Annotated in this window: 22 protein-coding genes; 15 read left to right on the forward strand and 7 right to left on the reverse strand. The window is 64.7% G+C overall.

What is annotated here, in order from left to right; all coding sequences use genetic code 11:
- Positions 1-3: 3 nt before the first annotated feature.
- The 5 genes from VH499_RS22195 to VH499_RS22215 all read right to left on the reverse strand — a co-directional run bounded on the left by VH499_RS22195 (position 4) and on the right by VH499_RS22215 (position 3,886).
- Positions 4-792, reverse strand: coding sequence for a crotonase/enoyl-CoA hydratase family protein (locus VH499_RS22195; RefSeq protein WP_332054939.1), 789 nt, complete (start codon positions 790-792; stop codon positions 4-6).
- Positions 793-804: 12 nt separating this feature from the next.
- A complete protein-coding gene (locus VH499_RS22200) occupies positions 805-1,326 on the reverse strand; it encodes a helix-turn-helix domain-containing protein (protein ID WP_332054940.1) in 522 nt (173 codons plus the stop codon).
- A 10-nt stretch (positions 1,327-1,336) separates the two neighbouring features.
- The gene (locus tag VH499_RS22205; RefSeq protein ID WP_332054941.1) at positions 1,337-1,951 is read right to left on the reverse strand and encodes a 2-hydroxychromene-2-carboxylate isomerase; all 615 of its coding nucleotides are present in this window, start codon (positions 1,949-1,951) and stop codon (positions 1,337-1,339) included.
- Positions 1,952-1,957: 6 nt separating this feature from the next.
- The gene (locus VH499_RS22210; RefSeq protein WP_332054942.1) at positions 1,958-2,701 is read right to left on the reverse strand and encodes an SDR family NAD(P)-dependent oxidoreductase; all 744 of its coding nucleotides are present in this window, start codon (positions 2,699-2,701) and stop codon (positions 1,958-1,960) included.
- Between the two features lie 240 nt (positions 2,702-2,941).
- On the reverse strand, positions 2,942-3,886 hold the full coding sequence (locus tag VH499_RS22215; protein WP_332054943.1) for an ion channel: 945 nt from the start codon (positions 3,884-3,886) through the stop codon (positions 2,942-2,944).
- A gap of 436 nt (positions 3,887-4,322) precedes the next feature.
- Here VH499_RS22215 and VH499_RS22220 point away from each other — a divergent pair, with 436 nt between their 5' ends.
- The 6 genes from VH499_RS22220 (at position 4,323) to VH499_RS22245 (ending at position 12,448) form a co-directional block, all read left to right on the forward strand.
- Positions 4,323-5,078, forward strand: coding sequence for an SDR family oxidoreductase (locus tag VH499_RS22220; protein ID WP_332054944.1), 756 nt, complete (start codon positions 4,323-4,325; stop codon positions 5,076-5,078).
- A gap of 54 nt (positions 5,079-5,132) precedes the next feature.
- Positions 5,133-5,534: a cupin domain-containing protein gene (locus VH499_RS22225; RefSeq protein WP_414709828.1), complete on the forward strand. Its 402-nt coding sequence runs from the start codon at positions 5,133-5,135 to the stop codon at positions 5,532-5,534.
- 37 nt (positions 5,535-5,571) lie between these two features.
- The gene (locus VH499_RS22230; RefSeq protein WP_332054945.1) at positions 5,572-7,368 is read left to right on the forward strand and encodes an adenylate/guanylate cyclase domain-containing protein; all 1,797 of its coding nucleotides are present in this window, start codon (positions 5,572-5,574) and stop codon (positions 7,366-7,368) included.
- Between the two features lie 104 nt (positions 7,369-7,472).
- Positions 7,473-9,005 carry an HlyD family secretion protein gene (locus tag VH499_RS22235; RefSeq protein WP_332054946.1) on the forward strand — a complete coding sequence of 511 codons (1,533 nt, stop codon included), beginning with the start codon at positions 7,473-7,475 and terminating at the stop codon, positions 9,003-9,005.
- A complete protein-coding gene (locus VH499_RS22240; RefSeq protein ID WP_332054947.1) occupies positions 9,002-10,597 on the forward strand; it encodes a DHA2 family efflux MFS transporter permease subunit in 1,596 nt (531 codons plus the stop codon). Before VH499_RS22235 ends, VH499_RS22240 begins: the two co-directional genes overlap by 4 nt.
- 177 nt (positions 10,598-10,774) lie before the next feature.
- Positions 10,775-12,448, forward strand: coding sequence for an N-acyl-D-amino-acid deacylase family protein (locus tag VH499_RS22245; protein ID WP_332054948.1), 1,674 nt, complete (start codon positions 10,775-10,777; stop codon positions 12,446-12,448).
- A 120-nt stretch (positions 12,449-12,568) separates the two neighbouring features.
- On the opposite strand, the gene VH499_RS22250 is transcribed toward VH499_RS22245, so the two are convergent.
- Positions 12,569-12,796, reverse strand: coding sequence for a hypothetical protein (locus VH499_RS22250; protein ID WP_332054949.1), 228 nt, complete (start codon positions 12,794-12,796; stop codon positions 12,569-12,571).
- 98 nt (positions 12,797-12,894) lie between these two features.
- Between VH499_RS22250 and VH499_RS22255 the strand changes: the two genes are divergently transcribed.
- From VH499_RS22255 to VH499_RS22275, 5 genes are all read left to right on the forward strand, one after another.
- Complete coding sequence (locus tag VH499_RS22255; RefSeq protein ID WP_332054950.1) at positions 12,895-13,524, forward strand: nitroreductase family protein; 630 nt, start codon at positions 12,895-12,897, stop codon at positions 13,522-13,524.
- 11 nt (positions 13,525-13,535) lie between these two features.
- The gene (locus VH499_RS22260; RefSeq protein ID WP_332054951.1) at positions 13,536-14,003 is read left to right on the forward strand and encodes a hypothetical protein; all 468 of its coding nucleotides are present in this window, start codon (positions 13,536-13,538) and stop codon (positions 14,001-14,003) included.
- A 25-nt stretch (positions 14,004-14,028) separates the two neighbouring features.
- Positions 14,029-15,027, forward strand: coding sequence for an LLM class flavin-dependent oxidoreductase (locus VH499_RS22265; protein ID WP_332054952.1), 999 nt, complete (start codon positions 14,029-14,031; stop codon positions 15,025-15,027).
- 156 nt (positions 15,028-15,183) lie between these two features.
- Entirely contained in the window at positions 15,184-16,833 is a 1,650-nt protein-coding gene (locus tag VH499_RS22270; RefSeq protein ID WP_332054953.1) for a hypothetical protein, read from the forward strand.
- A 45-nt stretch (positions 16,834-16,878) separates the two neighbouring features.
- The gene (locus VH499_RS22275; protein ID WP_332054954.1) at positions 16,879-18,618 is read left to right on the forward strand and encodes an adenylate/guanylate cyclase domain-containing protein; all 1,740 of its coding nucleotides are present in this window, start codon (positions 16,879-16,881) and stop codon (positions 18,616-18,618) included.
- Positions 18,619-18,837: 219 nt separating this feature from the next.
- On the opposite strand, the gene VH499_RS22280 is transcribed toward VH499_RS22275, so the two are convergent.
- Entirely contained in the window at positions 18,838-19,599 is a 762-nt protein-coding gene (locus VH499_RS22280) for an HD domain-containing protein (protein ID WP_332054955.1), read from the reverse strand.
- Between the two features lie 77 nt (positions 19,600-19,676).
- On the opposite strand from VH499_RS22280, the gene VH499_RS22285 reads away from it, so the two are divergent.
- The 4 genes from VH499_RS22285 to VH499_RS22300 all read left to right on the forward strand — a co-directional run bounded on the left by VH499_RS22285 (position 19,677) and on the right by VH499_RS22300 (position 24,177).
- Entirely contained in the window at positions 19,677-20,354 is a 678-nt protein-coding gene (locus VH499_RS22285; protein WP_332054956.1) for an alpha/beta family hydrolase, read from the forward strand.
- Positions 20,355-20,416: 62 nt separating this feature from the next.
- Positions 20,417-23,632, forward strand: coding sequence for a WD40/YVTN/BNR-like repeat-containing protein (locus VH499_RS22290; protein WP_332054957.1), 3,216 nt, complete (start codon positions 20,417-20,419; stop codon positions 23,630-23,632).
- Positions 23,633-23,650: 18 nt separating this feature from the next.
- A complete protein-coding gene (locus VH499_RS22295; RefSeq protein WP_332054958.1) occupies positions 23,651-23,785 on the forward strand; it encodes a hypothetical protein in 135 nt (44 codons plus the stop codon).
- A 95-nt stretch (positions 23,786-23,880) separates the two neighbouring features.
- Positions 23,881-24,177, forward strand: a complete 297-nt coding sequence (locus tag VH499_RS22300) for a hypothetical protein (protein WP_332054959.1) — start codon at positions 23,881-23,883, stop codon at positions 24,175-24,177.
- Positions 24,178-24,304 lie beyond the last annotated feature (127 nt).

Here is a 24,304-nt window from a genome sequence, read left to right on the forward strand (position 1 = left end):
GCCTCAGCGACCCTGGAACCGTGCTTCCCGGCGCTCGACAAACGACCGGATTCCTTCCTTTGCGTCTTCCGTACCCATGACCTTGGCGTGGATGGCAGGGATTGCGGCAATCGCCATGCTTTCCCCTGACTCGATGTATTTCAGCGCCGCCTCCTTCATGGCGCGGAGGCCGAGAGGTGCATTGCGCGCGATGCGCCGGGCGATCTCGACCGCGCGCTCGATCTGCTGACCCGCCGGCACGACTTCCTGCACGAGCCCGATTTGCAGCGCGCGGGCGGCGTCGAACTCGTCGCACAGCATCAGGTGATACATCGCATTGCCCCAGCCGGTGCGCGTGAGGAAGCGGAAATGCGCGCCGCCCAGCGGCGCGATCCCGCGCCTGGACTCCATCTGGCAGAAGCGCGAGCTGTCCGCTGCGATCACGATGTCGGCCGCGAGCATCATCTCGATGCCGACCGTGAGACAGAGGCCTTGCACGGCCGCGACAACCGGCTTCAACGTCCGGTGCCGGAGCGCAAAGGGATCGATATTGCCGGCCGGGCTGTCGCGACGCTCGCGGTTGGGGCCGAAGAATTTCGGCATGTCGAGGCCTGCCGTCGTGTGGTCTCCCGCAAAGCAGAGGACGGCGACCCACTGCTCGTCGTTGTCGTCGAAGGCGGTAAGGGCCTCCGACAGTTGCTGCATCATGTCGGGGGTGAAGGCGTTCTTTTTCGCGACATTGTCGACAGTGATCTTGAAGATGCGGCCGTCGATCTCCGTCCGGACCGAACCGGTGGACGCTGCGTCGGGCACGGTCATTCTCCTTTAGCGTTGATGGGGCAGGCGCGGTCGCTTCTTGTCATCGGCCGGCAGGTCGGGCGGCAGATTGCGCGTGCCGGCCGCGCCGGGGCCGCGATGGACGTGGACCTGTCGCGGGTCGAGCGGCTCGCCGCAGCCCGAGCAGACCATCACGGGATCGAAGGTCTTGCCGCAGCTCAGGTGCCGGTGGAGCAGGGGGCGACCTTTCCTGCCGGCCATGTGGACGTCGCCCCAGTGAACGATCGCCATGACGATGGGATAGAGATCGCGGCCCTTCTGGGTCAGGCGATACTCATAGCGCAGCGGTCGCTGCTGGTAGGGCACCCTGGTGAGCACGAAATCCTTCACGAGCTTGCGCAGGCGGCTCGCCAGGATCGGTCGCGTGATGCCGAGCCGCGCCTGGAAGTCCTCGAAGCGCCGTACCCGCAGGAAGCAGTCGCGCAGGATCAACAGGGTCCAGCGATCGCCGATCACGGATACCGTGCGGGCCACCGAGCAGGCTTCGTCCTCGAGGTTGCTCCAGCGCATCGACCGTCTTTCACTTCGCGGCGGCGATGGCTTCCTCGACGTCGCGCAGCCGGTCCTTGCCGAAATAGATCTCGCCGTCGACGAAGAAGGTAGGCGAGCCGAAGGTGCCGCGCTCGACCGCGCGCTGCGTTCCGGCCATCAACTCGTCCTTCACCTCCTGCGTCTGCACCAGCTCGAACAGGTGATCCGCCGGCAGCTTCGATTCGATCAGTGCCGCGCGCAGGACGGCAGGATCGTCGAGCTTCTTCGGCTCGGCCCACATATGGCGATAGACCTCGTCGACGTAGCGTTCGAAGAGGTCGAGCTTTCTCGCGGCGACGGCACCGCGCATGATCGCCAGCGTGTTGACGGGAAAGTGCGGGTTCATTTTGAACCGCGTGATCTTGTGCTGGCGGATGAAGCGCTCGGTTTCGAGCTGCTGGTACTCCGGCTTGTTCCTGATGCCGGCATTGCTCTCGACCGGCGAGCGGTTGTTGGTGAGCTTGAAGACGCCGCCCAGCAACACCGGCACGTAATCGAACTTCACGCTCTGCCGCTTCTCGATTTCCGGGATCACGAGATGACTGAGATAGGCATTCGGGCTGCCGAAATCGAACTGGAATTCAACCTGGGGCACGTTGGACATGGGGGCTCACCATTTCTCTCCGAAGGGACGGATCTCGAGCTCCGAGCTCCATGCGTCGCGCGGCTGCTGATGGAGCGACCAGTAGGCGTCGGCCACGGCCTCCGGACGCATCAGCCGGTCCGCGGGAAGCTTCGCCAGCGCCTCGGCGCCCTCGCGCTCCTTGATGCGCTCGCGCACCCACGCGGTGTCGACGCCCGAGTCGATCACGAGATGGGCGACATGGATGTTTTGTGGCCCGAGCTCGCGTGCCGCGGCTTGTGCCACCGCGCGCAGGCCCGCCTTCGCCGACGCGAAGGCGGCGTAGCCGATACCGCCGCGCAGGCTTGCGGTCGCTCCGGTGAAGAAGATGCTGCCCTTGCCGCGCGGCAGCATCAGGCGGGCGGCTTCACGACCGGCGAGGAAACCGGAATAGCAGGCCATCTCCCAAACCTTGCGGAACACGCGCTCGGTCGTGTCGAGGAGGGGGAAATTCACGTTGGCGCCGACATTGAAGATGCAGACCTCGAGCGGGGCGTGCCGGTCCGCCTCCCGCAGGAAGGACGAGATGTCCTCTTCCTTGCGCGCATCGAGCCCTCGAGCCGAGACCTTGCCGCCGGCCTTCTCGATGTCGGCCACCAGCGGCGCGAGCCTGTCACCGTTGCGCCGGCCGGCGAAGACCGTGAAGCCCTCGGCCGCGAATTTCCTGGCGATCGCGGCGCCGATGAAATCGCCCGCGCCGATCACTGCCGCCGTCGCGTGTCTGGATGCCATCGTTCCTCCTGCGGGAACAAAGTCAGTGTATTTTCAACACTTGTCAATTTTGCCCAGCATACAATTTCCTAACACCGCGATTAGTTTCGGCTCGGAAAGAGTGTGGTTTCGACACCGGGATCGGCCCGTGACCTCCGGGTTGCTGGAAGCGATCGCCTCTACAAGCCGTCGGCTGCAAGACGCCCGTCAGTTCCACGCCGCCGATCGGTCTCTGTCGATCGCGGACAATGGCGGAACGGCCTATTGCGGCTTTTCCTCATGCTCGGACCAGCCCGACTCCTGACTGTCGCCGACATCCGGCTCAATCTCGCCGATCCTGCCCAGGTCCGCAGCCACCGTGCTCCCCTCCACCGCGATCACGTTCGCATATCGCATGCCGAATCGAAAATCCTGCGGTCCGTAGCTGCGGATGTCATGTACCATCGTGGAGAGCGTCGGGTCCCTTGCCTCGAGCGTCACAAAAATGTGCATCTGCGCCTCGATCGCGCGCGCTGTGTCATAGCCGCGCAACGGGCTTCGCTCGTCCAGCACATGCATCAGCGTCCAGGTGAGAGGAAAGAGAGGCAGATGCGCCCTTTCAAGCCGTAGCTCCCGGGCGCGGCGAATCGGCTTGCCCATAGCATTCTCTTCCGTGAGGAGGACGTTCAGCTTGGCTGTCGCATCCATCAGGATGGAGGTTCGCCCGTTGCCGACTCGCAGCATCAGCGTCGGCTTGGCGAGATGCATCGCCACCACCGGATGGGGCGCAAAAACGAGCCTGGCCCGCGGGCGGGAGAACCGGACAAAAGTCAGTCCGGTCAGGATGGCCGTGACTGCCAGCCCGGAGAGGATCTCGGCCGCCGCAACAACTCGCGCGTACGCCGTCGCTGGATACATCTCGCCATATCCCACGGTTCCCAGCGTTTCGATGCTGAAGAAGAGAGCATCGGCGAAGCTGTTGGGTTGCGCATTCGCGACCGAACCAGGGGCGAGCCAGAACAGAGCGGCAAACAGAAGATTGACGGCAAGATAGAGTGCAAGCAGGGCCCACAGGAATTGGGGCCAACTCAGCGCGACGGCAAAATGATAAGGGTCGCGAAAATCGAAACGCGGGACACCCTTCTTCTTGAATTCGTAGGAACCGAGGCGAACGCGTGTGGCCTTCTCGCGGATCGTGCGCTCAGGTGGACTGCCAAGGTTCTGCATATCTTGCATCCGGCCGACTGGGGCGAGTCCTACCGTCCAAACTGTGCTGAGTATGGGGCGTCTTGATCTTGTCGACGCCCGCAGCTCTTCGGCCTGCGGCACCGCATCGCATGGTTCGATGGCATTCCCGGGCGTCTACTTTTCAGCGCAACCGGGAAGCATCGTGATCCAGCAGACCGAGGAGTGTGGGGGATGATTCCACTCCACACGACGGCTGGCTGTTCCTGCGACTCTCGCCAAGCAGCGGATCTCAGGTATCCAAACCGGCGCGCCACTTGGTTTCTTGATAACAATCGCGGCTCAAGGTGGCGGTCTCTGGTCCACGATATTCTGCATTCTCTACATCCCGGGGCGGCAAGGGCCGATCACAGCAACGCTGCAGGCGCGCGAAGAACCGACGCGTCGGGCTTGTGGCTTTGACAAGGGAGGGTGGATCATGAAGATCGTCGTCATCGGTGGCACGGGCCTGATCGGGTCGAAGACCGTCGCCATTCTGCGCCAGGGTGGCCACGAGGTCGTGGCGGCCTCGCCCAATAGCGGCGTCAACACCATCACCGGCGAGGGCCTCAAAGAGGCTGTGGCGGGTGCGCAGGTGGTGATCGACCTCGCCAATTCGCCCTCATTTGAAGACAAGGCGGTGCTGCAATTCTTCGAGACGTCCGGCCGCAACCTCCTGCCGGCCGAGACCGCCGCGGGCGTCCCCCACCATGTCGCACTCTCGATTGTCGGAATCGATCGAACCGTCGATAACGGCTACTTTCGCGCCAAGGTCGCCCAGGAGAAACTGATCAAAGCTTCGGGCATACCCTATACCATCATCCGCGCGACCCAGTTTCTGGAATTCCTTGGCACGATCGCCGCTTCAAGTGCGGACGGAAATCTGGTCAGGCTTTCGCCCGGCCTGTTCCAGCCCATCGCCGCGGACGACGTTGCCGCCATTGTTGCCGATGTGGCGCTCGGCGCCCCGCAAAACGGCATCGTTGAGATCGCCGGCCCGGAACGAGCGCCGTTCAATGAGATCATCGCCCGCTATCTGAAGGCGATCGGCGATCCCCGAGAGGTCGTGCGCGACCCTGAGGCCCGATACTGGGGCGGCCGTGTCGAGGAGCGTTCGCTCGTGCCGTTGGGCGAAGCACGCCTTGGCGGCATCGGTTTCGACGAATGGATTCGCCGCTCACGGGCAGCAGCCTGATCCGCATCCCGCAGCCGATTGACGGTACATCGAGGGTACCATGAGGTGCATTTTCTGTTCGCTGTTGTCGCCACCCTGCCGTTCGGCGGTGCTCTGGCGGATTCTCCAAAGCAGAAGAATGCCAAGGTGACGCTCGTCTATAAGCACGACCTGCCGAACGTCCCCGGCGAGAGCATCAAGGGCGTGCTCGTCGAGTACGGCCCGGGCGGCTACTCGCCCGGTCACACGCATGCCAAGTCCGCCTTCATTTACGCGACCGTGCTCGAGGGGGCGATCCGCAGTCAGGTGAACGACGGGCCGGTGACCGTTTACAAGGCCGGACAGAGCTTCTCCGAGATGCCCGGTGACCGCCACGGCATCAGCGCCAATGCCAGCGAGACGCAGCCCGCCAAGGTCCTCGCGGTGTTCGTCGTGGAGACGAACGAGACCGAACTGACGATCCCATTGGCGAAGTGAGGCGAACGAATTCGACCTTTTGGTGAGGGGGCCCGCAATGCAGCGCAAACTAGCGGCGGTTCTCGCGGCCGACGTTGTCGGCTACTCCCGGCTGATGGGGCGTGACGAGAGCGGAACATTGGTGCGGCTGCGCGAGCATCGAAAGAAGCGCCTCGAACCAACGCTCGCGCGATACGGGGGCCGGCTGATCAAGCTGATGGGCGATGGGGCGCTCGTGGAATTTGCAAGCGCATGCGATGCGTTGTCGGCGGCGATCGAGTTCCAGCAGGCCGTCAATGAAATGGACCCTGAACGTCCCGAAGCGGATCGGATCATCTTTCGTATCGGCCTGCATCTCGGCGATATGATCATCGAGGGAGATGATCTCTACGGCGATGGAGTCAACATAGCCGCGCGATTGGAAACACAAGCGCCGGCGGGAGGCATTTTGGTTTCCCGCACCGTTCATGAGGCTGTCACAGGCCGGCTCAAGGCGACTTTCGCCGATCTGGGCTGTCTTTCGCTAAAGAACATCGAACGGCCAATTCAGGCGTTTAGCGTGAAGTGGGAACCGGCCGACTGGCAATGTCCGTCATCCCTAGCCCCAGAACGCTCGTACGAGAAAAGAAAGCCATCGTCAGCCGAACAGTTCGCTTTACCCGACAAACCCTCTATCGCCGTTCTGCCCTTCCAAAACCTGAGCGTCGACCCTGACCAGGAGTACTTCGCCGACGGCATGGTCGAGGATATTATTACCGCGCTATCGCACTTCAAGTCGTTGCTCGTGATCGCGCGCAATTCGAGCTTTGCCTATAAGGGTCGCTCCCCGGATATCCGGCAGGTCGGCCGCGAACTCGGTGTACGCTACGTCCTGGAGGGGAGCGTACGAAAATTCGCAAGCAAAGTCCGCATTACCAGTCAGCTCATAGATTGCGAGAATGGCGCACACATCTGGGCTGACCGACTCGACGGAGCACTAGAGGATATCTTCGAGCTTCAGGACCAAGTTACAACCAAGGTGGTTGGTGCGATCACACCCAAGCTCAATCAAGCCGAAATCCAACGGGTGAAACGCAAATCGGTACAACGGTTCGATGCGTATGATTGTTTCTTGCGCGGCTTGGCCCATTCGTATGTCGTGACAAGGGAAACCCACGAAGAGGCTGCTCGCCTGCTGTATCGTGCGATTCAGATCGATCCCGACTTCTCCACGCCCTATGGACTGGCAACTGCTTTGTACACGATCCGCAAGGCCCAAGGATGGGTCGTGGACAGTTCGTCAGACGAATCGGAAGTCAGACGCTTGGCATTTCACGTTGCGGCGATCGGCAGTGACGACGCACTCGCACTTTCTTGGACCGGATTTTCCCTGGTTTATGTGTGCCGGGAGTTCGACACGGGTGCGGATTTGATCGACCAAGCCCTTTCGATCAATCAAAACCTCGCGCAAGGATGGGCAAATCGCGCAGTCGTCAGCACGATTTTGGGCGAGCATGACATCGCAATCGAACAGGTGTCACATGTATTTCGCCTTAGTCCGATCGATCCGGAAATCTATCGTTCAGAGGTCATCCTGGCGTTCGCGCACCTATGTCTCGGTAGGTACGCGGAAGCCTCGAAATGGGCGACGAAGGCGCTAGCGCGGCAGTCGAATTTCTTGCCAGCGATGCGAGTCGCAACCGCTGCCCATGCTCTCACCGGCAATATGGCTGAAGCGCGGAGAATTCTCGGCCAGATGTGCCGATTGGATCCGAGCCTGACGCAGTCAAGCTACCGAAATAAGACCTTCTTCCGTCGAACGGAGGATATTGAACGATTCGTCGAGGGCTTTCGTCGGGCCGGAATGGCCGAATGAACGAGCGGCCCACCCTGTACACGTGAGTTCGATCGCGCGGCAGGATCTTGCCGCGATGGCCTTGTCCTGAAGGCCAATCAACCTTTCAATGAAAGGTTCCCGCCATGACTGAGCAAAGCTGTGAGACAACAGACCAAGGGAACGAACCGACTTCGCCCCGCAACGCCGATTCAGCGCCAAGTCCCCAGGCGCTTCCCGGTTCGGGGGCCATCTCACCAGAGAAGCAGAAGGCCGGGCGGCGGCGAAAACTGCTTGGGGCAGCGGGCGCCTTCGTCCTGGTCGCCGTTCTTGTGGTAGGCATTCCATGGTTCCTGGAAGCTCTCAACACGGTTTCGACCGACGACGCGTACGTGAACGGCCACGTGACCTTCGTTGCCGCCCGGGTACGCGGCCAAGTCGCCCGCGTTCTCGTAGATGACAACAACCGGGTGCGCCGGGGTGACCTTCTCGTCGAACTGGACAAGGAGCCGTATCGGACCGCTGTCGCCATCAAGAAGGCGGCGGTCGAGACGGCCAAGGCGGACCTGCAGGCCGCGACCGCCACCGTGCGTGGCATTGAAGCGGAAGCCAGGAGCCGGCGCTGGAAATTGCAGCACGCCATGGAGGACGTCGCCAACCGGGAAGCCGAGCTACGCACTCGGGTCGCCGGCGTCGACAAAGCCAAGGCGGCGCTGGCATTGGCCGACCTCGAATTCAACCGCGCAAAGCAGTTGGTGGCGACAAACAATATGCCGCGGTCCGAGTTCGACCGACGGCAGGCGACACTGGTGACCGCGCGCGCGGATCTGGTCCAGGCACTGACCGACGTGAACCAGATCCGTGTCTCGCTCGGGTTGAAGGCATTGCCTTTGGAGAGCGGAGACCTTGGCAAGGTGCCGCCTGATCTTGATCAGACATTTTCCTCCGTTCGTGAAGCGCAAGCAGAGCTGATCCAGAGCGCAGCTCAGTTGGGTGTCCTTCACTCCTACAATCAGACGCCGAAGGAGATGCTCGAGGAGTTCGAGAAATCTGGTTCAGGTGACATCGACCGCACGTTCGCCCGGCTGGCGGTGGAGGCGCCCGCGGTCAACCAGGCCAAGGCGAAGCTTGAGGCCGCAAAACGCGACCTTGCCCAGGCCGAACTGGAACTCCGCTATTGCGACATCGTCGCGCAGATCGATGGCGTCATTACGCGTCGAAATGTCAATCCGGGCAATAACATCCAAGTCGGGCAAAGTGTCATGGCAATCCGCTCGCTTGATGACATCTGGATCGACGCCAATTTCAAGGAGACGCAGCTGCACTACCTGCGTATCGGCCAGCCGGTCGACCTGTACGTCGACATGTATGGCAGCAAGCGGACATTCAAGGGACGCATCGCCGGCTTTACCATGGGCACCGGATCGACGCTGGCGCTGCTGCCGGCGCAGAACGCCACGGGCAACTTCGTCAAGGTGGTGCAGCGACTTCCGGTTCGGATCGACCTCCTGGACTACGACGCGGAGAAGTACCCGCTGTTCATCGGCACCTCGGTCGTCCCGGTCGTCCATATCAATGAACCGGCGACGGGCCCTGATGCCGGCAAGTTCCTCCAGGCCTACGTGCCACGACCCTCGGCCGCCGGTTCGGTTGCGGGTGTGCCCGGTGCCCCGAAATGACAGTCCTTGCAGTTTCGAGGCCCCATGGCGCCACGAACCCTTGGGTAGTGGCGGCCATCGTGGTGGTGCCCACCTTCATGGAGGTGCTCGATACCACCATCGCGGTCGTAGCGCTGCGCTATATCGCTGGCGGCCTGTCGGCAACAGTCGACGACGGTGAATGGGTTCTCACCAGCTATCTTGCCGCCAATGCCATCATCCTGCCGATCACCGGCTGGTTGTCGGCCCATCTCGGTCGCCGCACTTATTTCCTGTTGTCGATCGGCGTCTTCACCCTCGCCTCGGGGCTGTGTGGAATAGCTACCAGCCTCAACCAGCTGATCTTCTTCCGCGTGATCCAAGGTTTGGCCGGAGGCGGTCTTCAGCCTTGTAGCCAGGGCGTGCTGCTCGATACCTTTCCACGTGAAAAGCAGGGCATGGCGATGACGCTGTTCGGCCTGGCGGCCCTGACGGCGCCGGTCGTCGGCCCGACCCTCGGAGGCTGGATCACCGACCAGTATTCCTGGCGCTGGGTCTTCCTGATCAACGTTCCGGTTGGCCTGCTGGCACTTGCTGCCTGCTATACCAAACTTCAGGATCCGGACTATCTCGTCACTGCGCGTATGGAGTTGCGCAAGCGACCGATCCGCTTCGACCTGGTCGGCCTGTCGCTGCTGGTGATCGTCGTGGTTTGCTGGGAGGTGATGCTCAGCAAGGGACAGGAATGGGACTGGCTGAGCGATCCCTTCTGGCGCGTGCAGACACTGGTGATTCTGTTCGGCGTGGGATTGATCGGGCTGATCCTTTGGGAACTGCGCCATCGCAGTCCCGTAGTCAATTTCCGTCCCCTTGGCGAACGCAACTTCGCCACCTGCTGCATCATCGTCTTCTTTGCTTTTGCTGTGCTGTATGGCGCAAGCACGTCGCTGCCCGGCTTGCTCCAGTCTCTGTTCGGATACGATGCCTTGAGAGCCGGACTGGTCATGTCGCCGGCCGGGCTGTTTTCTCTCCTGGCGATGCCCGCCATAGGCCTCCTGCTTGGCCGAGGGACGGATGCCCGTTGGTTGCTTGCGACCGGGCTGATGGTGATGGCGGCCGGGAACTACTGGATGTCGCAGATGAACCTCGACATCAGCCCGGACCAGGTCGTCTGGCCTCGCATCCTGGTCGTGCTCGGTCTGTCCATGTGTTTCGCGCCGGCGAACGTGGCCGCCTACCTCTACACGCCGTTAGAATTGCGGGGAGCGGCCGTCGGCTTGCTGAGCCTGTTGCGCAACGAGGGAGGCAGCGTCGGCACGTCGCTGGCGCAGACGCTGCACGAGCGCCGCGATCAGTTCCACACCCTGCGGCTGGGCGAGAATCTGGACCCCCTCAACTCGGCTGTGACGTCCTTTATAGGGCAGGTGCAGAGCCAGTTCGTGACCGCTGACCCGACCGCCTTGCAGCAACTGGGCTGGCGGGCACTCGAAAACCTGCGCCAGCAGCAGGCCTCCGCTCTTGCGTATTTCGATTGCTTCTGGATTTTCGCCATAGTGACGCTTGCGCTCGTGTTCGCGGTGCCGCTGATGAAGCGCTCCGTCGCCGAGAAAGGCACCCACGTGGGTGGCGAATGAGCTGACGTGGTCGATTGATACGACCCGGCTAGCGTCGCCATGTCGCCCGGTCCGACTGTGGATGCCTGGCTGGCTGGGCTCGTCTCGCCTGTCGATCCGGCACGGCCGGTCGATGGATTTCGCATATTCGAGATGGCCGGACCGGAGTACCGTTGAACGTGACTCCGGGAGGAATCGATGAGTTACGACCTCGTGATCAGGAACGGCATCGTGGTCGACGGCACCGGTGCCAAACGCTATCGCGCCGATGTCGCGATTGCCGGAGGCAAGGTGGCCGACATCGGCAGGGTCACCGAGGGCGCCAGGCGCACCATCGATGCCGACGGACTGGTCGTGGCACCGGGCTTCGTCGATCCGCACACCCACTATGATGCGCAAATCTGCTGGGACGGCGCGGTGACACCCTCGTCGTGGCATGGCGTCACCAGCGTGGTGATGGGCAATTGCGGCGTCGGCATTGCGCCCTGCAAGCCCGCCGCGCGCGAGATTGCGATGCGTGATCTGGTGAGCGTCGAGGGCATTCCCTTCGACGTCCTGAACAAGGGCATCACCTGGGACTGGGAGACCTTCCCGCAATTCATGGACGCGGCAGCGGCCCGGCGACCGTCGCTCAACCTCGCCTTCATCGCGCCGCTGACGCCGTTCCGCCACTACGTGATGGGCGAAGCCTCGATGGAGCGGGCGGCCAGTACCGAGGAAACGGCGAAGATCGCGGCCTTGATCGCCGAGGCGGTCGACTCGGGGGCGCTCGGTTTCTCCTCGACCACGCTCAACCAGCACATGGGCTTCGAGGGCAAGCCGCTGGCCTGTCGCAATGCCAGCCGCGAGGAGCTGAAGGCCTATGCCAACGTTCTGAAGGCGCGAGGCAAGGGCGCGATCGAGATCGCGCTCACCCGCCAGGTCGGCGTGCTGGAGGAGGACCAGTGCGAGCTGCTGGACTTCCTGCTCGACGAAAGCGGCCGGCCGGTGACCTTCATCGCCCTGTTCGACCGCGACGACATCCCCGAAGCGGTGCGCAACACGCTGCGCCTTGCGGCGCCCATGATCGCCAAGGGGGCGCGGCCGCAGACGTCGCCGCTGCCGCTCACGCGCGAGATCAACATGGACAACCCCTTCTCCTTCGCCTCCTTCCCGTCGTGGAAGCGGGTGTTCGCCGACACGTCGAAGGCCGCGCAGAAGACGGTCTATGCCGATCCGGGCTTCCGCAACCAGTTCCGCGACGATCTCAGGAATCCGACCGGCTTCAGCAACTGGGGCCGCGTCGTCGTGCATACGGTCAAGAATCCGGCACTGAAGCATCTCGAGGACAAGTCGGTCGCCCAGATCGGCCAGGAACAGGGCAAGGACGGCGTCGATGCCTTCCTCGACACGGTGCTCGCCGACAATCTCGACTGCGAGCTCACCATGGCCTCGTGGAACACGCGCGAGGATCGCATGCGCGAGCTCTTGAACAACAAGGCGATCCTGATGGCGCTGGGCGACGGCGGGGCCCATGTCGACATGCTGTGCGATGCCGGCTACCCGACCTACCTGCTCGGCACCTGGGTGCGCGAGAAGGAGGCGATCACCCTGGAGGAGGGCGTGCGCAAACTCACTTCCGATCCTGCCGATCTGTTCGGTTTGAAAGACCGTGGGCGCCTCGCCAAGGGCGCGCCGGCCGACGTGGCGATCTTCGATCCGGCCCGCATCGGCTCGACCAACCACGGCGAGCGCCGCTACGATCTTCCCGGCGGCGCCAAGCGCATCGTGATGCCGTCGAAGGGCGTCGAATACACGCTCGTCAACGGTGCCATCACCTGGGAACAGGGCAAGCTCACCGACGCCAGGGCAGGCAAGGTTCTGCGGGGCTAGGGGTTTGACCCCTCCCGCCCCGCGATAGCGGGCGAAGGGGTCGGAGAACGCCCGGGGATTTCCGGCGAACCTACGGATGCGGACCGCAGGCTGCGGCGTGAAGCAGCTTCACCTCCTGCGTCATCGCCAGCGGCCGGAGCCTGGTCGCGAAACCGTCGGTGAAATCGACGTTGGCGTAAACAGAGGCCCGGTGCGCGGCCCCGCGTCATCCTCGAATTTCCAGAGAGGCGCGATCTGGTTGATCGTTCCGGTGTCGCGCTGGAAGTCGCGGACGAGGTTCTTGTCGTGGCCGCCCTTTTGCGGGGCCGGAAAGCCGAACTGCTGGTAGAGTTTGACGGCCTCGGCCACTGCCCGACATAGAGCGTGTAGGTCCTGAGCTCGTAAGGCGCCATGGGCGACATCCTCTTTCGACCGCGTGGCTGGCTTGCCGACTAGCGGAGGATGCAATGCCCGACCTGTTCGAGATCATCGAGACGACGCGCTCCATGCGGCGGCTGAAGCCCGATCCGGTGCCCGACGAGCTGATCTCGAAGATCCTGCAGGCCGGTATCTGCGCACCGAACGGCGGCAACAGCCAGCGCTGGCGCTTCCTGGTGATCAAGGACCGGAAGATCAAGGAGGCCGTACAGGTCCTCTACAAGCGCGCCTTCGACGAGACGATCGGCCCGCGTTATCTCGCCAGCGAGCCGCCGCCCGGCGTCACCAGGGAGCGCTATCTGCGCCAGCATGCTGCGGTGTCATATCTGACGGACCACTTCCACGAGGCGCCGGTGTGGATCGTCGCCTGCCTGGAGGACGGCGCCAATCCCGGCCGGGCGGCCGGCGCTTCCATCTATCCTGCGATCCAGAACATGGTGCTGGCGGCGCGCGCGCTCGACCTCGGCACCACGCTGACCACGCGGCACCTGCTCTACGAGAAGGAAGCCGAGATGGCGCTCGGCCTGCCGCGCGGCGTGCACTCCTACGCGATCCTTCCGATCGGCTACCCGATGGGCAAATTCGGACCCGTGAAGCGAGGCGCATTGGCCGAGATCGTCTATCAGGACCGCTGGGGTGAGCCCTATCGCGGGGTCTAGAGGGGGGCGTGATGTTTGCGGTCACTGCCGACAGCCTGCAGGCCTATCTCGACTTCGATCCGCGGCGGAAAGCCGATCTCGAGAAACTCGATGCTCTGATCCGCAAGGCGGCGCCTGGGCTGAGGCGTCATTTCCACGTGGGAACGCCGGCAGGTCAGGCGGGCATGCGCATGAAGATGATCGGCTATGGCAAGTTCAGCTACGCGATCAAGTCCGGCAAGACGACGTCCTGGCCCGTGATCGGCGTCGCGCTGCAGAAGAACTACATCAGCGTCTATGTTTCAGTCACGAAGGACGATACGCCGATCGTGCCTGCCTATGCAGGCAGGCTGGGAGAGAAGCGGAGTGGCGGCAACAATTTCAGTTTCTGCCAGTTCGACGATCTGGAAGCCGGAGCCGCATCGACGCTCTTCGGCGAAATCGAGCGCATCTTCAAGGCCGATCCGGACAATCCGGTCCGATACATGGAAGGGCGATAAGGCCTGCCGACGGGAGGACGTACGCATGAAGCTCGGTCTTTACATGGCGACGCAGTGGCGCGAGGGCGCCGATCTCGGACCGGAGCTCGCGAACCTCGTCGAACAGACGCGCGTCGCCAAGGCCAGCGGCCTCGCGTCGCTCATGGTCGGTCAGCATTTCCTGTCGAGTCCGCTGCAGATGTTCCAGGCCATGCCGCTCCTGGCCCGGCTCGCCGCCGAAGCCGGGGGCATGAGGCTTGGGCCCGGCCTGCTGCTCCTGCCGCTCCTCAATCCGGTCGTCGTGGCCGAGGAAACGGCGACGCTCGACTGGCTGACTGGCGGCAATGCCATCATCGGGCTGGGTCTCGGCTATCGAAAGGAGGAGTTCGACTCGATCGGCGTGCCCTTCAGGGAACGCGTGCCGCGCTTCGTCGAGGGTGTCGAGGTGATCCGCAAGCTGTGGCGCGACGATGTCGTCGAGCATCGCGGCCGCTTCCACACGGTGAGCGGCGTGCGCGCCAGCCTCAAGCCCAAGCGCGCAGACGGCCCGCCGATCTGGATGGCGGGCGATGTCGAGGCCGCGGTCAAGCGCGCGGCAAAGCTCGCCGATGCCTGGATGCCTTCGCCGATGGTGACGGAGGATGAGGTGCGACGACTGGGCGCGCTGTTCCGCGCGACGCGCGCCGAGGCGGGCTTGCCGCCGGCCGCCGAGTTCCCGGTCATCCGCGAATGCCATGTCGGCAGCTCAGGCAATGCCCTCGACGAGGTGCGTGAGCCGCTGTCGTTCAAGTACGAGGCCTATGCGAGTTGGAGTGGCGACTCGGGCTTCGTTCCGGCCGACGGCATCCGTGGCGACTTCGACAAGTTCGCCAGAAGCCGCTTCATCATCGGTTCGGAGAGCGAGGTGGTGGATCAGATCGGCCGCTACGGCGACCGCACGGGAACCGACCATATGCTGCTGCGCGTGCAATGGCCGGGCCTCGGCCAGAAGACGACGCTGCGTACGCTGGAGCGGCTGGGTCGCGTGGTCGAGAAGCTGAGGTAGGCCGACGGCGTCATTCTTGGCTGGTGGCCGCCGATGCCGCCCGCTAGAGTTCGATACGGCAGAGTAGCGCGGCTTGGTGTGAACCGCGGGTCATGCGTCAGGTGTTGCACGCGGCAAGTCGTGTGGTCCTGCTGCCACCGTTCCCTGGGGGAAGACATGACCTACTACGATCTCGGTGCCTACACCCGTTCGATCACGACCAAGTCCCCAGAGGCCCAAGTCTGGTTCGATCGCGGCCTGAACTGGGTCTTCGCCTTCAACCACGAGGAAGCGATCAAATGCTTCGCCAGGGCGCTCGAGCGCGATCCCGGCTGCGCGATGGCGCACTGGGGCATCGCCTATGCCGCCGGCCCGAACTACAACCTGCCCTGGCATCTCTACGATCCGGCGGGAAAGGCCAAGGCGCTCGCGGCGGCCTACGACGCGATGAAAGGGGCGCTGGCCTGCGCTCATCTCGCGACGCCGGTAGAGCAGGCCCTGATCCATGCCTTGCCGGCGCGCTATCCGCAACGCGAGCCGATCGAGGACCAGTCGGGCTGGGACAAGGCCTACACCAAAGCCATGCGCGCGGTGTTCGACAAGTACCGCGACGATCTCGACGTACGCACGGTATTCGCGGAAGCCATCATGAACGAGACGCCGTGGCAGATGTGGGACCTTTCCACCGGCGGTCCCGCCGAAGGCGCCGGCACGCTCGAGGCGGTCGAGGTGCTCGAGGCCGCTTTCAGGGATATGCCGAAGTCGTGGGATCATCCCGGCCTGCTGCATCTCTACGTTCACCTGATGGAGATGTCGCCGTTCCCGCAGCGCGCACTCAGGGCGGGCGACCGGCTGCGCGACCTGGTTCCCGATGCCGGGCACCTGATCCACATGCCGACCCACATCGACGTGCTGTGCGGCCACTATCGCGACGTGGTGGTCTATAACCAGAAGGCGATCGTCGCCGATCGCAAGTTCCTCGAGCGCGAAGGGGCGATGAACGTCTATGCGCTTTACCGCACCCACAACCATCACTTCGCGATCTACGGCGCGATGTTCATGGGCCAGTACACGCCCGCGATGCAGGCGGCGCAGGAGCTGATCGACACCACGCCCGAGGAATTGCTGCGCATCCCCTCGCCGCCGATGGCCGACTTCATCGAGGGCTATATTCCGATGAAGCAGCACGTGCTGGTGCGTTTCGGCAAGTGGCGCGAGATCATCGCCCAGGAGCTGCCGAAGGATCGCGACCTCTACTGTTCGACCACGGCGATGATGCTCTACGCCAAGGGAGTGGCGCATTCGACGCTGGGCGAGATCGCCGAAGCGGAGAAGGTGCGGGCGGCGTTCCTCGCAGCCAAGGCGCGGGTGCCCGACAGCCGGCGCGTCCACAACAACCTCGTGCGCGATCTGCTGGGGATTGCCGAGGAAATGCTGAACGGCGAGCTCGAATATCGCCGCGGCAACTTCGATGCCGCCTTCAGGCACCTGCGCCGGTCGGTCGAGCTCGACGACGCGCTGCCTTACGACGAGCCCTGGGGCTGGATGCAGCCGGCGCGTCACGCGCTGGGCGCGCTGCTGCTGGAGCAGGGCCATGTCGAGGAGGCGGAGGCGGTCTATCGTTCCGATCTCGGCTTCGACGGCAAGCTGAGCCGGGCGTGCCAGCACTTCGAGAACGTCTGGAGCCTGCATGGCCTCCATGAGTGCCTGACGCGCCGCGGCGACACCGTCGAGGCGCCCCTGATCAAATCACGGCTGGATCTCGCGCTCGCCCGTACGGAGGTGCCCGTCAGGGCGTCGTGCCTGTGCCGGCGCGAGGCCGCCTGAACGGCGGCCCAACCGGAGCCGGCGCTTTCGAGGAAGATCGAACCGATGGAACACAAACTGGCGGCGGTTCTGGCGGCCGACATGGTCGGTTACAGCCGGCTGATGGAGGTGGACGAGCGCGGCACGCTGGCGCGGCTGCGCACCCATCGCATCGAGCTGATCGACCCCGCCATCGCCAAGAACCAGGGCCATATCATCAAGACCACCGGCGACGGCATGCTGGTCGAATTCCAGAGCGTCGCCGACGCGGTGAGATGCGCGGTCGAGATCCAGGATCGGATGCGCCGGCGGAACTCGGACGTGGCCGATGAGCGCCGCATCGATTTTCGCATCGGCATCAACCTCGGCGACATCATCTTCGACGAGGGCGACATCTACGGCGATGGTGTGAACGTCGCCGCAAGGGTCGAGCAGCTCGCCGAGGTGGGCGGCATCTGCGTCACCGCCGCGGTGCATGATCAGGTCGATGGCCGCCTCGACATCGCCTTCGAGGATCTCGGCGAGAAGCTCCTGAAGAACATCAGCCGCCCGGTGCGGATCTATCGTGTCGTCGCCGGCGCGCCGGAGACTACGCCGGCGGCCGCTGGCGGCCAGGCCGCAGCCAAGGCGGCGGTGGTGAAGCCCACGGTCGCGGTATTGCCGTTCGCCAACATGAGCGGCGACCCGGAGCAGGAGTTCTTCGTCGACGGGCTGACCGAGGACATCCTGACGGAACTCAGCCGCCGCCGCGAGCTGTTCGTGATCTCGCGCACCTCGACCTTCGTCTACAAGGGGCAGGCAGCGAACCTTCGCGAGGTGGCGCAGAAGCTTGGCGCGCGCTATCTCGTGGAAGGCAGTGTGCGCAAGGCGGGCGACCGGCTGCGCGTCACGGTGCAGTTGATCGATACGGCGAGCGATGCGCATATCTGGGCCGAGCGCTACGACCGCAAGCTCGACGACATCTTTGCGATCCAGGACGAGATCACGGCGGCCATCGTCGCCACCCTGCCGGGCCGGCTCGAGGCCGCGCAGCACGATCAACTGGCGCGGCTCAAGCCTTCGAACATGGCCGCCTACGAATGCGTGCTCGCGGCCAAGGTCCTCCACCATCGCAGCACGCGCGAGGACAACGCCGAGGCGCAGAAGCTCATCGACCGGGCGTTGCAGCTCGATCCCGACTACGCGCATGGCCATGCCTGGCGTGGCTGCATCCTCGGCCAGGCCTTCACCTACGGCTGGTGCAAGGACAAGGAGGCGACCATGAACGAGGTCGCCTTCGAGCTCAGCAAGGCGCTGGCGCTCGACGACAACGACGCCGACGTCCATCGTATTCTCGCCGCCATCGCCGTCGTCCAGGGCGACCTCAATCGCGCGCGCTACCACCAGGACCGGGCGCTGGCGCTGAATCCGAACTACGATCTGGTCGTGGTGCAGATGGGTGAGCTGTTCACCTGGCTCGGCAGGGCGGACGAGGGGATCGAGTGGATCCGCAAGGCGATGAAATTGAACCCGCATCACCCGGCCCGATTCTGGAGCCATCTCGGCAAGGCGCATTTCGTCGGCCGGCAGTACGCGCAGGCGATCGAATCGTTCATGCATCTGTCGACCATGGACGTCCAGCAGCACGCCTTCGTCGCGGCCTGCTATGGCTGGCTGGGCGATCGCACCGCCGCGGCGGCACATCTCGCGAGGGTTCGCGAGCTCGAGCCCGAGCTGGATGCGGAGAAGTTCCTCGCCACCATGCACTATGCGGACGTGGCCGATCTCGAGCACCTGCGCGAGGGCCTGGCGAAGGCGGGGATGTAGAGAACTTGGTTCCACGGATGTCACCGGAATGTGCCGGTGACGCTCATATTCATAGGGACCGCGCGCGCCTCGCTCGCCAAAACGCATGTGAATGCGCCGGATGAGCGAGCCGGAGGCTCGCGGTCCGAACGACGAAGGGGCCGATGGTGCCCCTTTTGCCTTGCCTGCAAGATGATCGAGAGCAGGGCCGGCGGTCAGCGGAGTCGTCGAGGCGGTTCGCTACAGGTACTTCGCGGGGCGGATGATCGCCCGCCACATATGCGCGACCGGGCTGTTGTCGAAGCCGAGGCCCTCGGCGGGCTGGCGGAAGTTGCGGCCAATCACGTCGGTGAATTCGTCGAGCTCGACATGCAGGTCGGGGTCGAACGAATAGATGTCGTGCACGGTGATCATCCGGCCGGACATGTACCATTTGTGCTTGCGCATCCGCCTGTAGTCCTCCTCGACATACGGGTCGGGCCGATAATCGGCGCCGAACATGGCGACGTAGGACTGCGGATATTCATAGCCGACCGACTCGTCGGGGTAGAACCGCAGAACCTGATGGGCGCGGATCGCCCAGCTCACTTCTTCCTCGACATAGGGCTCGACGAGCTGGGCGCCCCAGTAGCCGTGATCGCCGCGAATGAAGCCGATGACCGCGATGTCATGCAGCAGGCAGGCAAGCACCATCTTCTCCGGCAGACCCGCCGTCACCGCATGCCGCGCGCTCTGCAGGAGGTGCATGCTGGGGCCGAAGCGGTGCCTGAAGAAGTCGATCAGGGTCGGCCTCTCGGGCATCGCCGGCAGGCGCGGGTCGTCGCCCATCAGAAGGTGCGCGTTCGGGTTGGCCTTCAGCAGCAGGCCTGCGTTGGGCGCCGGGCCGATATCGCCCTCGGCCAGCGCGTGAAGCCGCGACTTGATGACGATGTAGTCGAGCTCCCGCGCCATCCTGGCTTCCAGCGCGTCGGCGCGCTGCGACAGGGTCGTGGTATCGTTCATCGCATGTCACTCCTCGATCAGGGCTTTGCAGTCAGCCTAGCACATGGCCGGCGACGGGGACGACTCCGGGGGGATCGATGAAACCGAGGAACGTGGCCATCGACCTCGAAAGCGGAGCGAAGGTCTCCGGCCTTTGGCTGCGGCCGCCGAAGGCGCGCGCATGCCTGGTGCTCGCCCATGGCGCCGGCGCCGGCATGGCGCACGAATCGATGACCGCACTGGCGGACGGACTGGCCGAGCGCGAAGTCGCCACGCTGCGCTACCAGTTCCCCTACATGGAGCGCGGCTCGAGGCGTCCGGATCCGCCGACAATCGCCCATGCCGCGGTGCGCGCGGCCTGCACCCGGGCGGCCGCGCTCGCGGGCGAACTTCCGCTCTTTGCCGGAGGCAGGTCGTTCGGCGGGCGCATGACCTCGCAGGCCGAAGCCGCCGCGCCGCTCGCGGGCGTGCGCGGGCTCGTGTTCTTCGCCTTTCCGCTCCATCCCGCCGGCGCGCCCTCGGTGGGCCGGGCCGAGCACCTCGCCAGGGTCGCAATCCCGATGCTGTTCCTGCAGGGTACCCGGGATGCGCTGGCCGAGCTGGCGTTGCTGGAGCGGACGGTCGGCGCACTCGGCGCTCGGGCGCAACTTCTTCTCGCCCCCGACGCCGATCATGCCTTCCATGTGCCTGCCAGGAGCGGACGCACCGACGAGGAGGTCCTGGCCGCGTTGCTGGACGGCGCGGTGGCCTGGATGATCGAGGCGACCGCGGCCTGACAGAGGCCGGTCGCGATTGCATTCGCGTACGCATTTGCCCTACCGTCGCCGTCGATACGCCCGTGAAAAGATCGACCCCCTCGCCCGTGCCGCGGCAATCCCGTCGAACCGCCACGCCGGACTACGACGCCCTGACATGGCGTTGCATCGGGCCGCCGCGCGGCGGCCGGGTCGTCGCCGTCTCGGGCGACCCGCTGAACAGGATGGTCTTCTACTTCGGTGCCTGCGCGGGCGGCATCTGGAAGACGGAGGACGGCGGCGTGTTCTGGCGCTGCGTCTCCGACGGCTTCATGGGCAGCTCGGCGGTCGGGTCGATCGCGGTGGCGCCCTCGGACGGCAACGTGATCTACGCCGGTACCGGCGAGACCGCGATCCGTCTCGACGTCTCATACGGCGACGGCATCTACAAGTCGAGCGACGCCGGCCGCACCTGGCGCCATGTCGGTCTCGGGAACAGCAAATTCGTCGGCCGCCTCTGCATCCATCCGCAGAACTCCGACCTCGTCTATGCCGCGGTGCTGGGCGACGTGTTCGGCCCTAACACCGAGCGCGGCGTCTATCGCTCCCGCGATTGCGGCTCGACCTGGGAGAAGATCCTGTATCGCAGCGATGTCGCGGGCGCGATCGACCTCACCATGGATCCGGCCAACCCGCGCCTCCTGTTCGCCTCGATGTGGGAGGCGCGGCGCAACTTCTGGAACATATCGAGCGGCGGGCCGGGCAGCGGGCTCTTCCGCAGCACCGATGGCGGCGATACGTGGGAGGAGATCTCGCGCAAACCCGGCCTGCCCGACGGGCTGCTGGGCAAGATCGGCGTCGCGATCTCTCCCGTCCGCTCCGGCCGCGTCTGGGCGCTGATCGAGGCCGAGGGCGACAAGACCGGGCTCTACCGCTCCGACGACTACGGCATGCGCTGGTCCATGGTGTCGCCCAATCGCGACCTGATGCATCGCCCCTGGTACTACACGCACGTCTTCGCCGACCCCGGCCATGCCGACACCGTCTATGTCACCAATCTGCAGATGTGGAAATCGACCGACGGCGGCACGACCTTCAGCGAAGTGTCGACCCGTCACGGCGACAACCACGACCTCTGGATCGACCCCAGCGATCCGCAGCGGATGATCGAGGGCAATGACGGCGGTGCCCACGTGTCGTTCAACGGCGGTGGCTCGTGGTCGACGATCTATAACCAGAAGACCGCGCAGTTCTACCGCCTCGACATCGACAACCAGTATCCCTACCGCGTCTACGGCACTCAGCAGGACAACACCTCGATCTCCGTGCCAAGCGCCTCGGAATGGGGCGTCATCACGCTGGCCGACTGCTCCTATCCCGGCACCGGCGAGAGCGGCTTCATCGCTGTCGATCCGCGCGACCACAACGTCGTCTATGTCGGCGCCATCGGCTCGAGCCCGGGCGGCGCCGGCGCGCTGCAGCGCTACGATCACCGCACGCGCCAGATCCAGCTTGTCAATGTATGGCCGGAGGAATCGACCGGCATCGCGCCGGAGGACCTCAAGTATCGCTTCGCCTGGACCTTTCCGATCGTCTTCTCGCCGCACGATCCCGGCACGCTCTATGTCGGCGGCAATTGCGTTTTCCGGACCCGCGACGGGGGCATGAGCTGGCAGCGCATCTCGCCCGACCTCAGCCTGAACGAGCGCAAGCGTCAGGGGGCTTCCGGCGGGCCGATCACCCGCGAAAGCGCCGGCGCCGAGGTCCATGCGACCTGTGCCTGCGTGGTCGAGTCGCCCCACCGCCGCGGCGAGATCTGGGCCTCGACCGACGATGGCCTGGTCCATGTCACGCGCGACGCCGGCAAGACGTGGAGGAACGTGACGCCCAGGGCCATGCCGGAGCTCGCCTATGTCGGTACGGTCGAACCCTCGGCGCAGGACGCCGACACCGTCTACCTCGCCGCCACGCGCTACAAGCTCGCCGACTACAGGCCCTATCTGTTCAAGAGCAGCGATGGCGGGCGAAGCTGGAAGTCGATCGCGGGCGATCTGCCGCCCGGTGAGATCACGCGCGTCGTGCGCGCCGACCCCGTCGCCCGGGGCCTGCTCTATGTCGGCACCGAAACGGGCATCTTCTTCAGCCTCGACGACGGCGCGCACTGGACGCGCATGAGCGGCCTGCCGGTCGTGCCGGTCTACGACCTCAAGCTCAAGGACACGGACCTCGTCGCTGCGACGCACGGCCGCTCGTTCTGGATCCTCGACGACGTGACGGCGCTGCGCGGGCTTGCCGACGGCAAGCGGTCGACGCGGCTCTTCGCGCCGCGCACGGCGATCCGCACCAAGCTGCACTGGAGCGCGGGCGCCAACGTGCGCACCGGCATTGCCTACGGTCCCGCCTTCGGCATCGACGGCAGCACCGTGATGGTCGAAAGGCCCGACGGCACGCGGATGCGCGAACACCTCGATGTCGGCGAGAACCCACCCAACGGCGCGATCGTCTACTACTGGCTGGCCGAGAACGCCTCGGGACCGGTGACGCTCACCTTCCGCGATTCACGGGGGCGCAAGATCGTCGCCTGCGCAAGCGACGACGAGTCGCTTCCGCCGCCGCGGCGGCCTGGCACCAGGAAGGGGCTGAACCGCTTCGTGTGGGACATGAAGTATCCGGGACCCACCAGGCTCGACTACGCGCTGGCGCCGCCGCGGCCCAAGCCATTGATTCCCGATCCTGACAACCCGCCCGGCCCGACGGTCGTCCCCGGCATCTATCGCGTGGAGCTGAGCGTCGGCGGCAAGCCCAAAGCCGGGAGCCATGCCGCCAGTTTCACCGTGGTCAAGGACCCGCGGCTGCCCACCACCGACGCCGAATACGCCACGCAGTTCGCCCTGCACAGGGAGCTGGTGGCGGCGTTGTCGAAGCTCAAGGGAGCGGTCAATCGCCTGCGCACCATGAAGCGCCAGCTCGACGAAACCGCACGGCATCTCGGCAAGGGCGAGCGCGGGCTGAAGGCGCAGGCGGCGGCGATCGGCAAGAAGCTCGCGGCCATCGAGCGGGTGATGGTCGATCCCGAGCGCAAGTCGGTGCGTGACGTCCTGCGCAACCCCGCCGGCCTCAACGACACGCTGTTCGACATGATCGCCATGGCGACGACCGCCGACCGGCCGCCGACCAGCCAGACTACGGAAGTGTCGCGCGAGGTCATGGCGAAGGTCGACAGCGAGGTGGCCAAGTTCGAGGCGGTCGTTGCGCGCGAGGTCGCCCAATTCAATGCCGCGCTGGCCAGGGCGCGCGTGCGTCATGTGACGGGTGTCTGATCAACGAGGGTGGCAACCATGGACTTCATCGAACGGCTCTTCGGCCTCTCGCCCGACAACGGCGACGGCTCGACCGAAATCCTGTGGCTTGTCGCCCTCGCGATCGTTGTCGGCGTATTCGTCTATGTCCGGAAGCGGCGACGGTCGTCATGAGACACGGCGCCGGCGCGACACCTGGCGGCTTGGGCACGGGCCTGCCGTAGCCCCATTGCCGCCTTAGTAGCACGTTCGTCAGAGCTATTAGCCCAATGAAAAAAGTCAGCATAACCCAGGCCAAGAACCGGCCGAGCGCGTTGATCGGCGCCCTCAAGGGCGGCTCGCCGCTGCTGATCGTCGATAGGGGGCGTCTCGTCACCCGGCTGGAACAGGTCATCGGTCACGAAAAGAGCGGGCAAGAGGGAAGGCTGTCGCGCCTTCTCCGCGACGGCGTACGGCCGCGCCGCAGCGACCCATCGCTGGCGCTCCTCAACGATCGGCCGCCGCGCGCCAAGACGGGAGCCTCCGCGGTCGCTGCGCTCATCGAGGAGCGGCGGGAAGGGCGGTGATATTCTGGGACGCCTCGGCAATCATGCCGCTGCTGGCCGCTGCGCCCACGACACGGCGATTGCAGGCCCATGCGAGGCGCGACCCCGACGTGCTGTGTGGTGGGGATCGGAGGTCGAGTGCGGGTCA

The sequence above is a fragment of the Reyranella sp. genome, assembly GCF_036558665.1.
Taxonomy (GTDB): domain Bacteria; phylum Pseudomonadota; class Alphaproteobacteria; order Reyranellales; family Reyranellaceae; genus Reyranella.

Coding starts and splice junctions, on each gene's coding strand:
- VH499_RS22240 (WP_332054947.1), top strand. CDS start 9,002: ATGACAGTCCTTGCAGTTTCGAGGCCCCATGGCGCCACGAACCCTTGG.
- VH499_RS22215 (WP_332054943.1), bottom strand. CDS start 3,886: ATGCAGAACCTTGGCAGTCCACCTGAGCGCACGATCCGCGAGAAGGCC.
- VH499_RS22210 (WP_332054942.1), bottom strand. CDS start 2,701: ATGGCATCCAGACACGCGACGGCGGCAGTGATCGGCGCGGGCGATTTC.
- VH499_RS22285 (WP_332054956.1), top strand. CDS start 19,677: ATGAAACCGAGGAACGTGGCCATCGACCTCGAAAGCGGAGCGAAGGTC.
- VH499_RS22295 (WP_332054958.1), top strand. CDS start 23,651: ATGGACTTCATCGAACGGCTCTTCGGCCTCTCGCCCGACAACGGCGAC.
- VH499_RS22280 (WP_332054955.1), bottom strand. CDS start 19,599: ATGAACGATACCACGACCCTGTCGCAGCGCGCCGACGCGCTGGAAGCC.
- VH499_RS22255 (WP_332054950.1), top strand. CDS start 12,895: ATGCCCGACCTGTTCGAGATCATCGAGACGACGCGCTCCATGCGGCGG.
- VH499_RS22260 (WP_332054951.1), top strand. CDS start 13,536: ATGTTTGCGGTCACTGCCGACAGCCTGCAGGCCTATCTCGACTTCGAT.
- VH499_RS22230 (WP_332054945.1), top strand. CDS start 5,572: ATGCAGCGCAAACTAGCGGCGGTTCTCGCGGCCGACGTTGTCGGCTAC.
- VH499_RS22275 (WP_332054954.1), top strand. CDS start 16,879: ATGGAACACAAACTGGCGGCGGTTCTGGCGGCCGACATGGTCGGTTAC.
- VH499_RS22235 (WP_332054946.1), top strand. CDS start 7,473: ATGACTGAGCAAAGCTGTGAGACAACAGACCAAGGGAACGAACCGACT.
- VH499_RS22265 (WP_332054952.1), top strand. CDS start 14,029: ATGAAGCTCGGTCTTTACATGGCGACGCAGTGGCGCGAGGGCGCCGAT.
- VH499_RS22300 (WP_332054959.1), top strand. CDS start 23,881: ATGAAAAAAGTCAGCATAACCCAGGCCAAGAACCGGCCGAGCGCGTTG.
- VH499_RS22205 (WP_332054941.1), bottom strand. CDS start 1,951: ATGTCCAACGTGCCCCAGGTTGAATTCCAGTTCGATTTCGGCAGCCCG.
- VH499_RS22220 (WP_332054944.1), top strand. CDS start 4,323: ATGAAGATCGTCGTCATCGGTGGCACGGGCCTGATCGGGTCGAAGACC.
- VH499_RS22200 (WP_332054940.1), bottom strand. CDS start 1,326: ATGCGCTGGAGCAACCTCGAGGACGAAGCCTGCTCGGTGGCCCGCACG.
- VH499_RS22245 (WP_332054948.1), top strand. CDS start 10,775: ATGAGTTACGACCTCGTGATCAGGAACGGCATCGTGGTCGACGGCACC.
- VH499_RS22270 (WP_332054953.1), top strand. CDS start 15,184: ATGACCTACTACGATCTCGGTGCCTACACCCGTTCGATCACGACCAAG.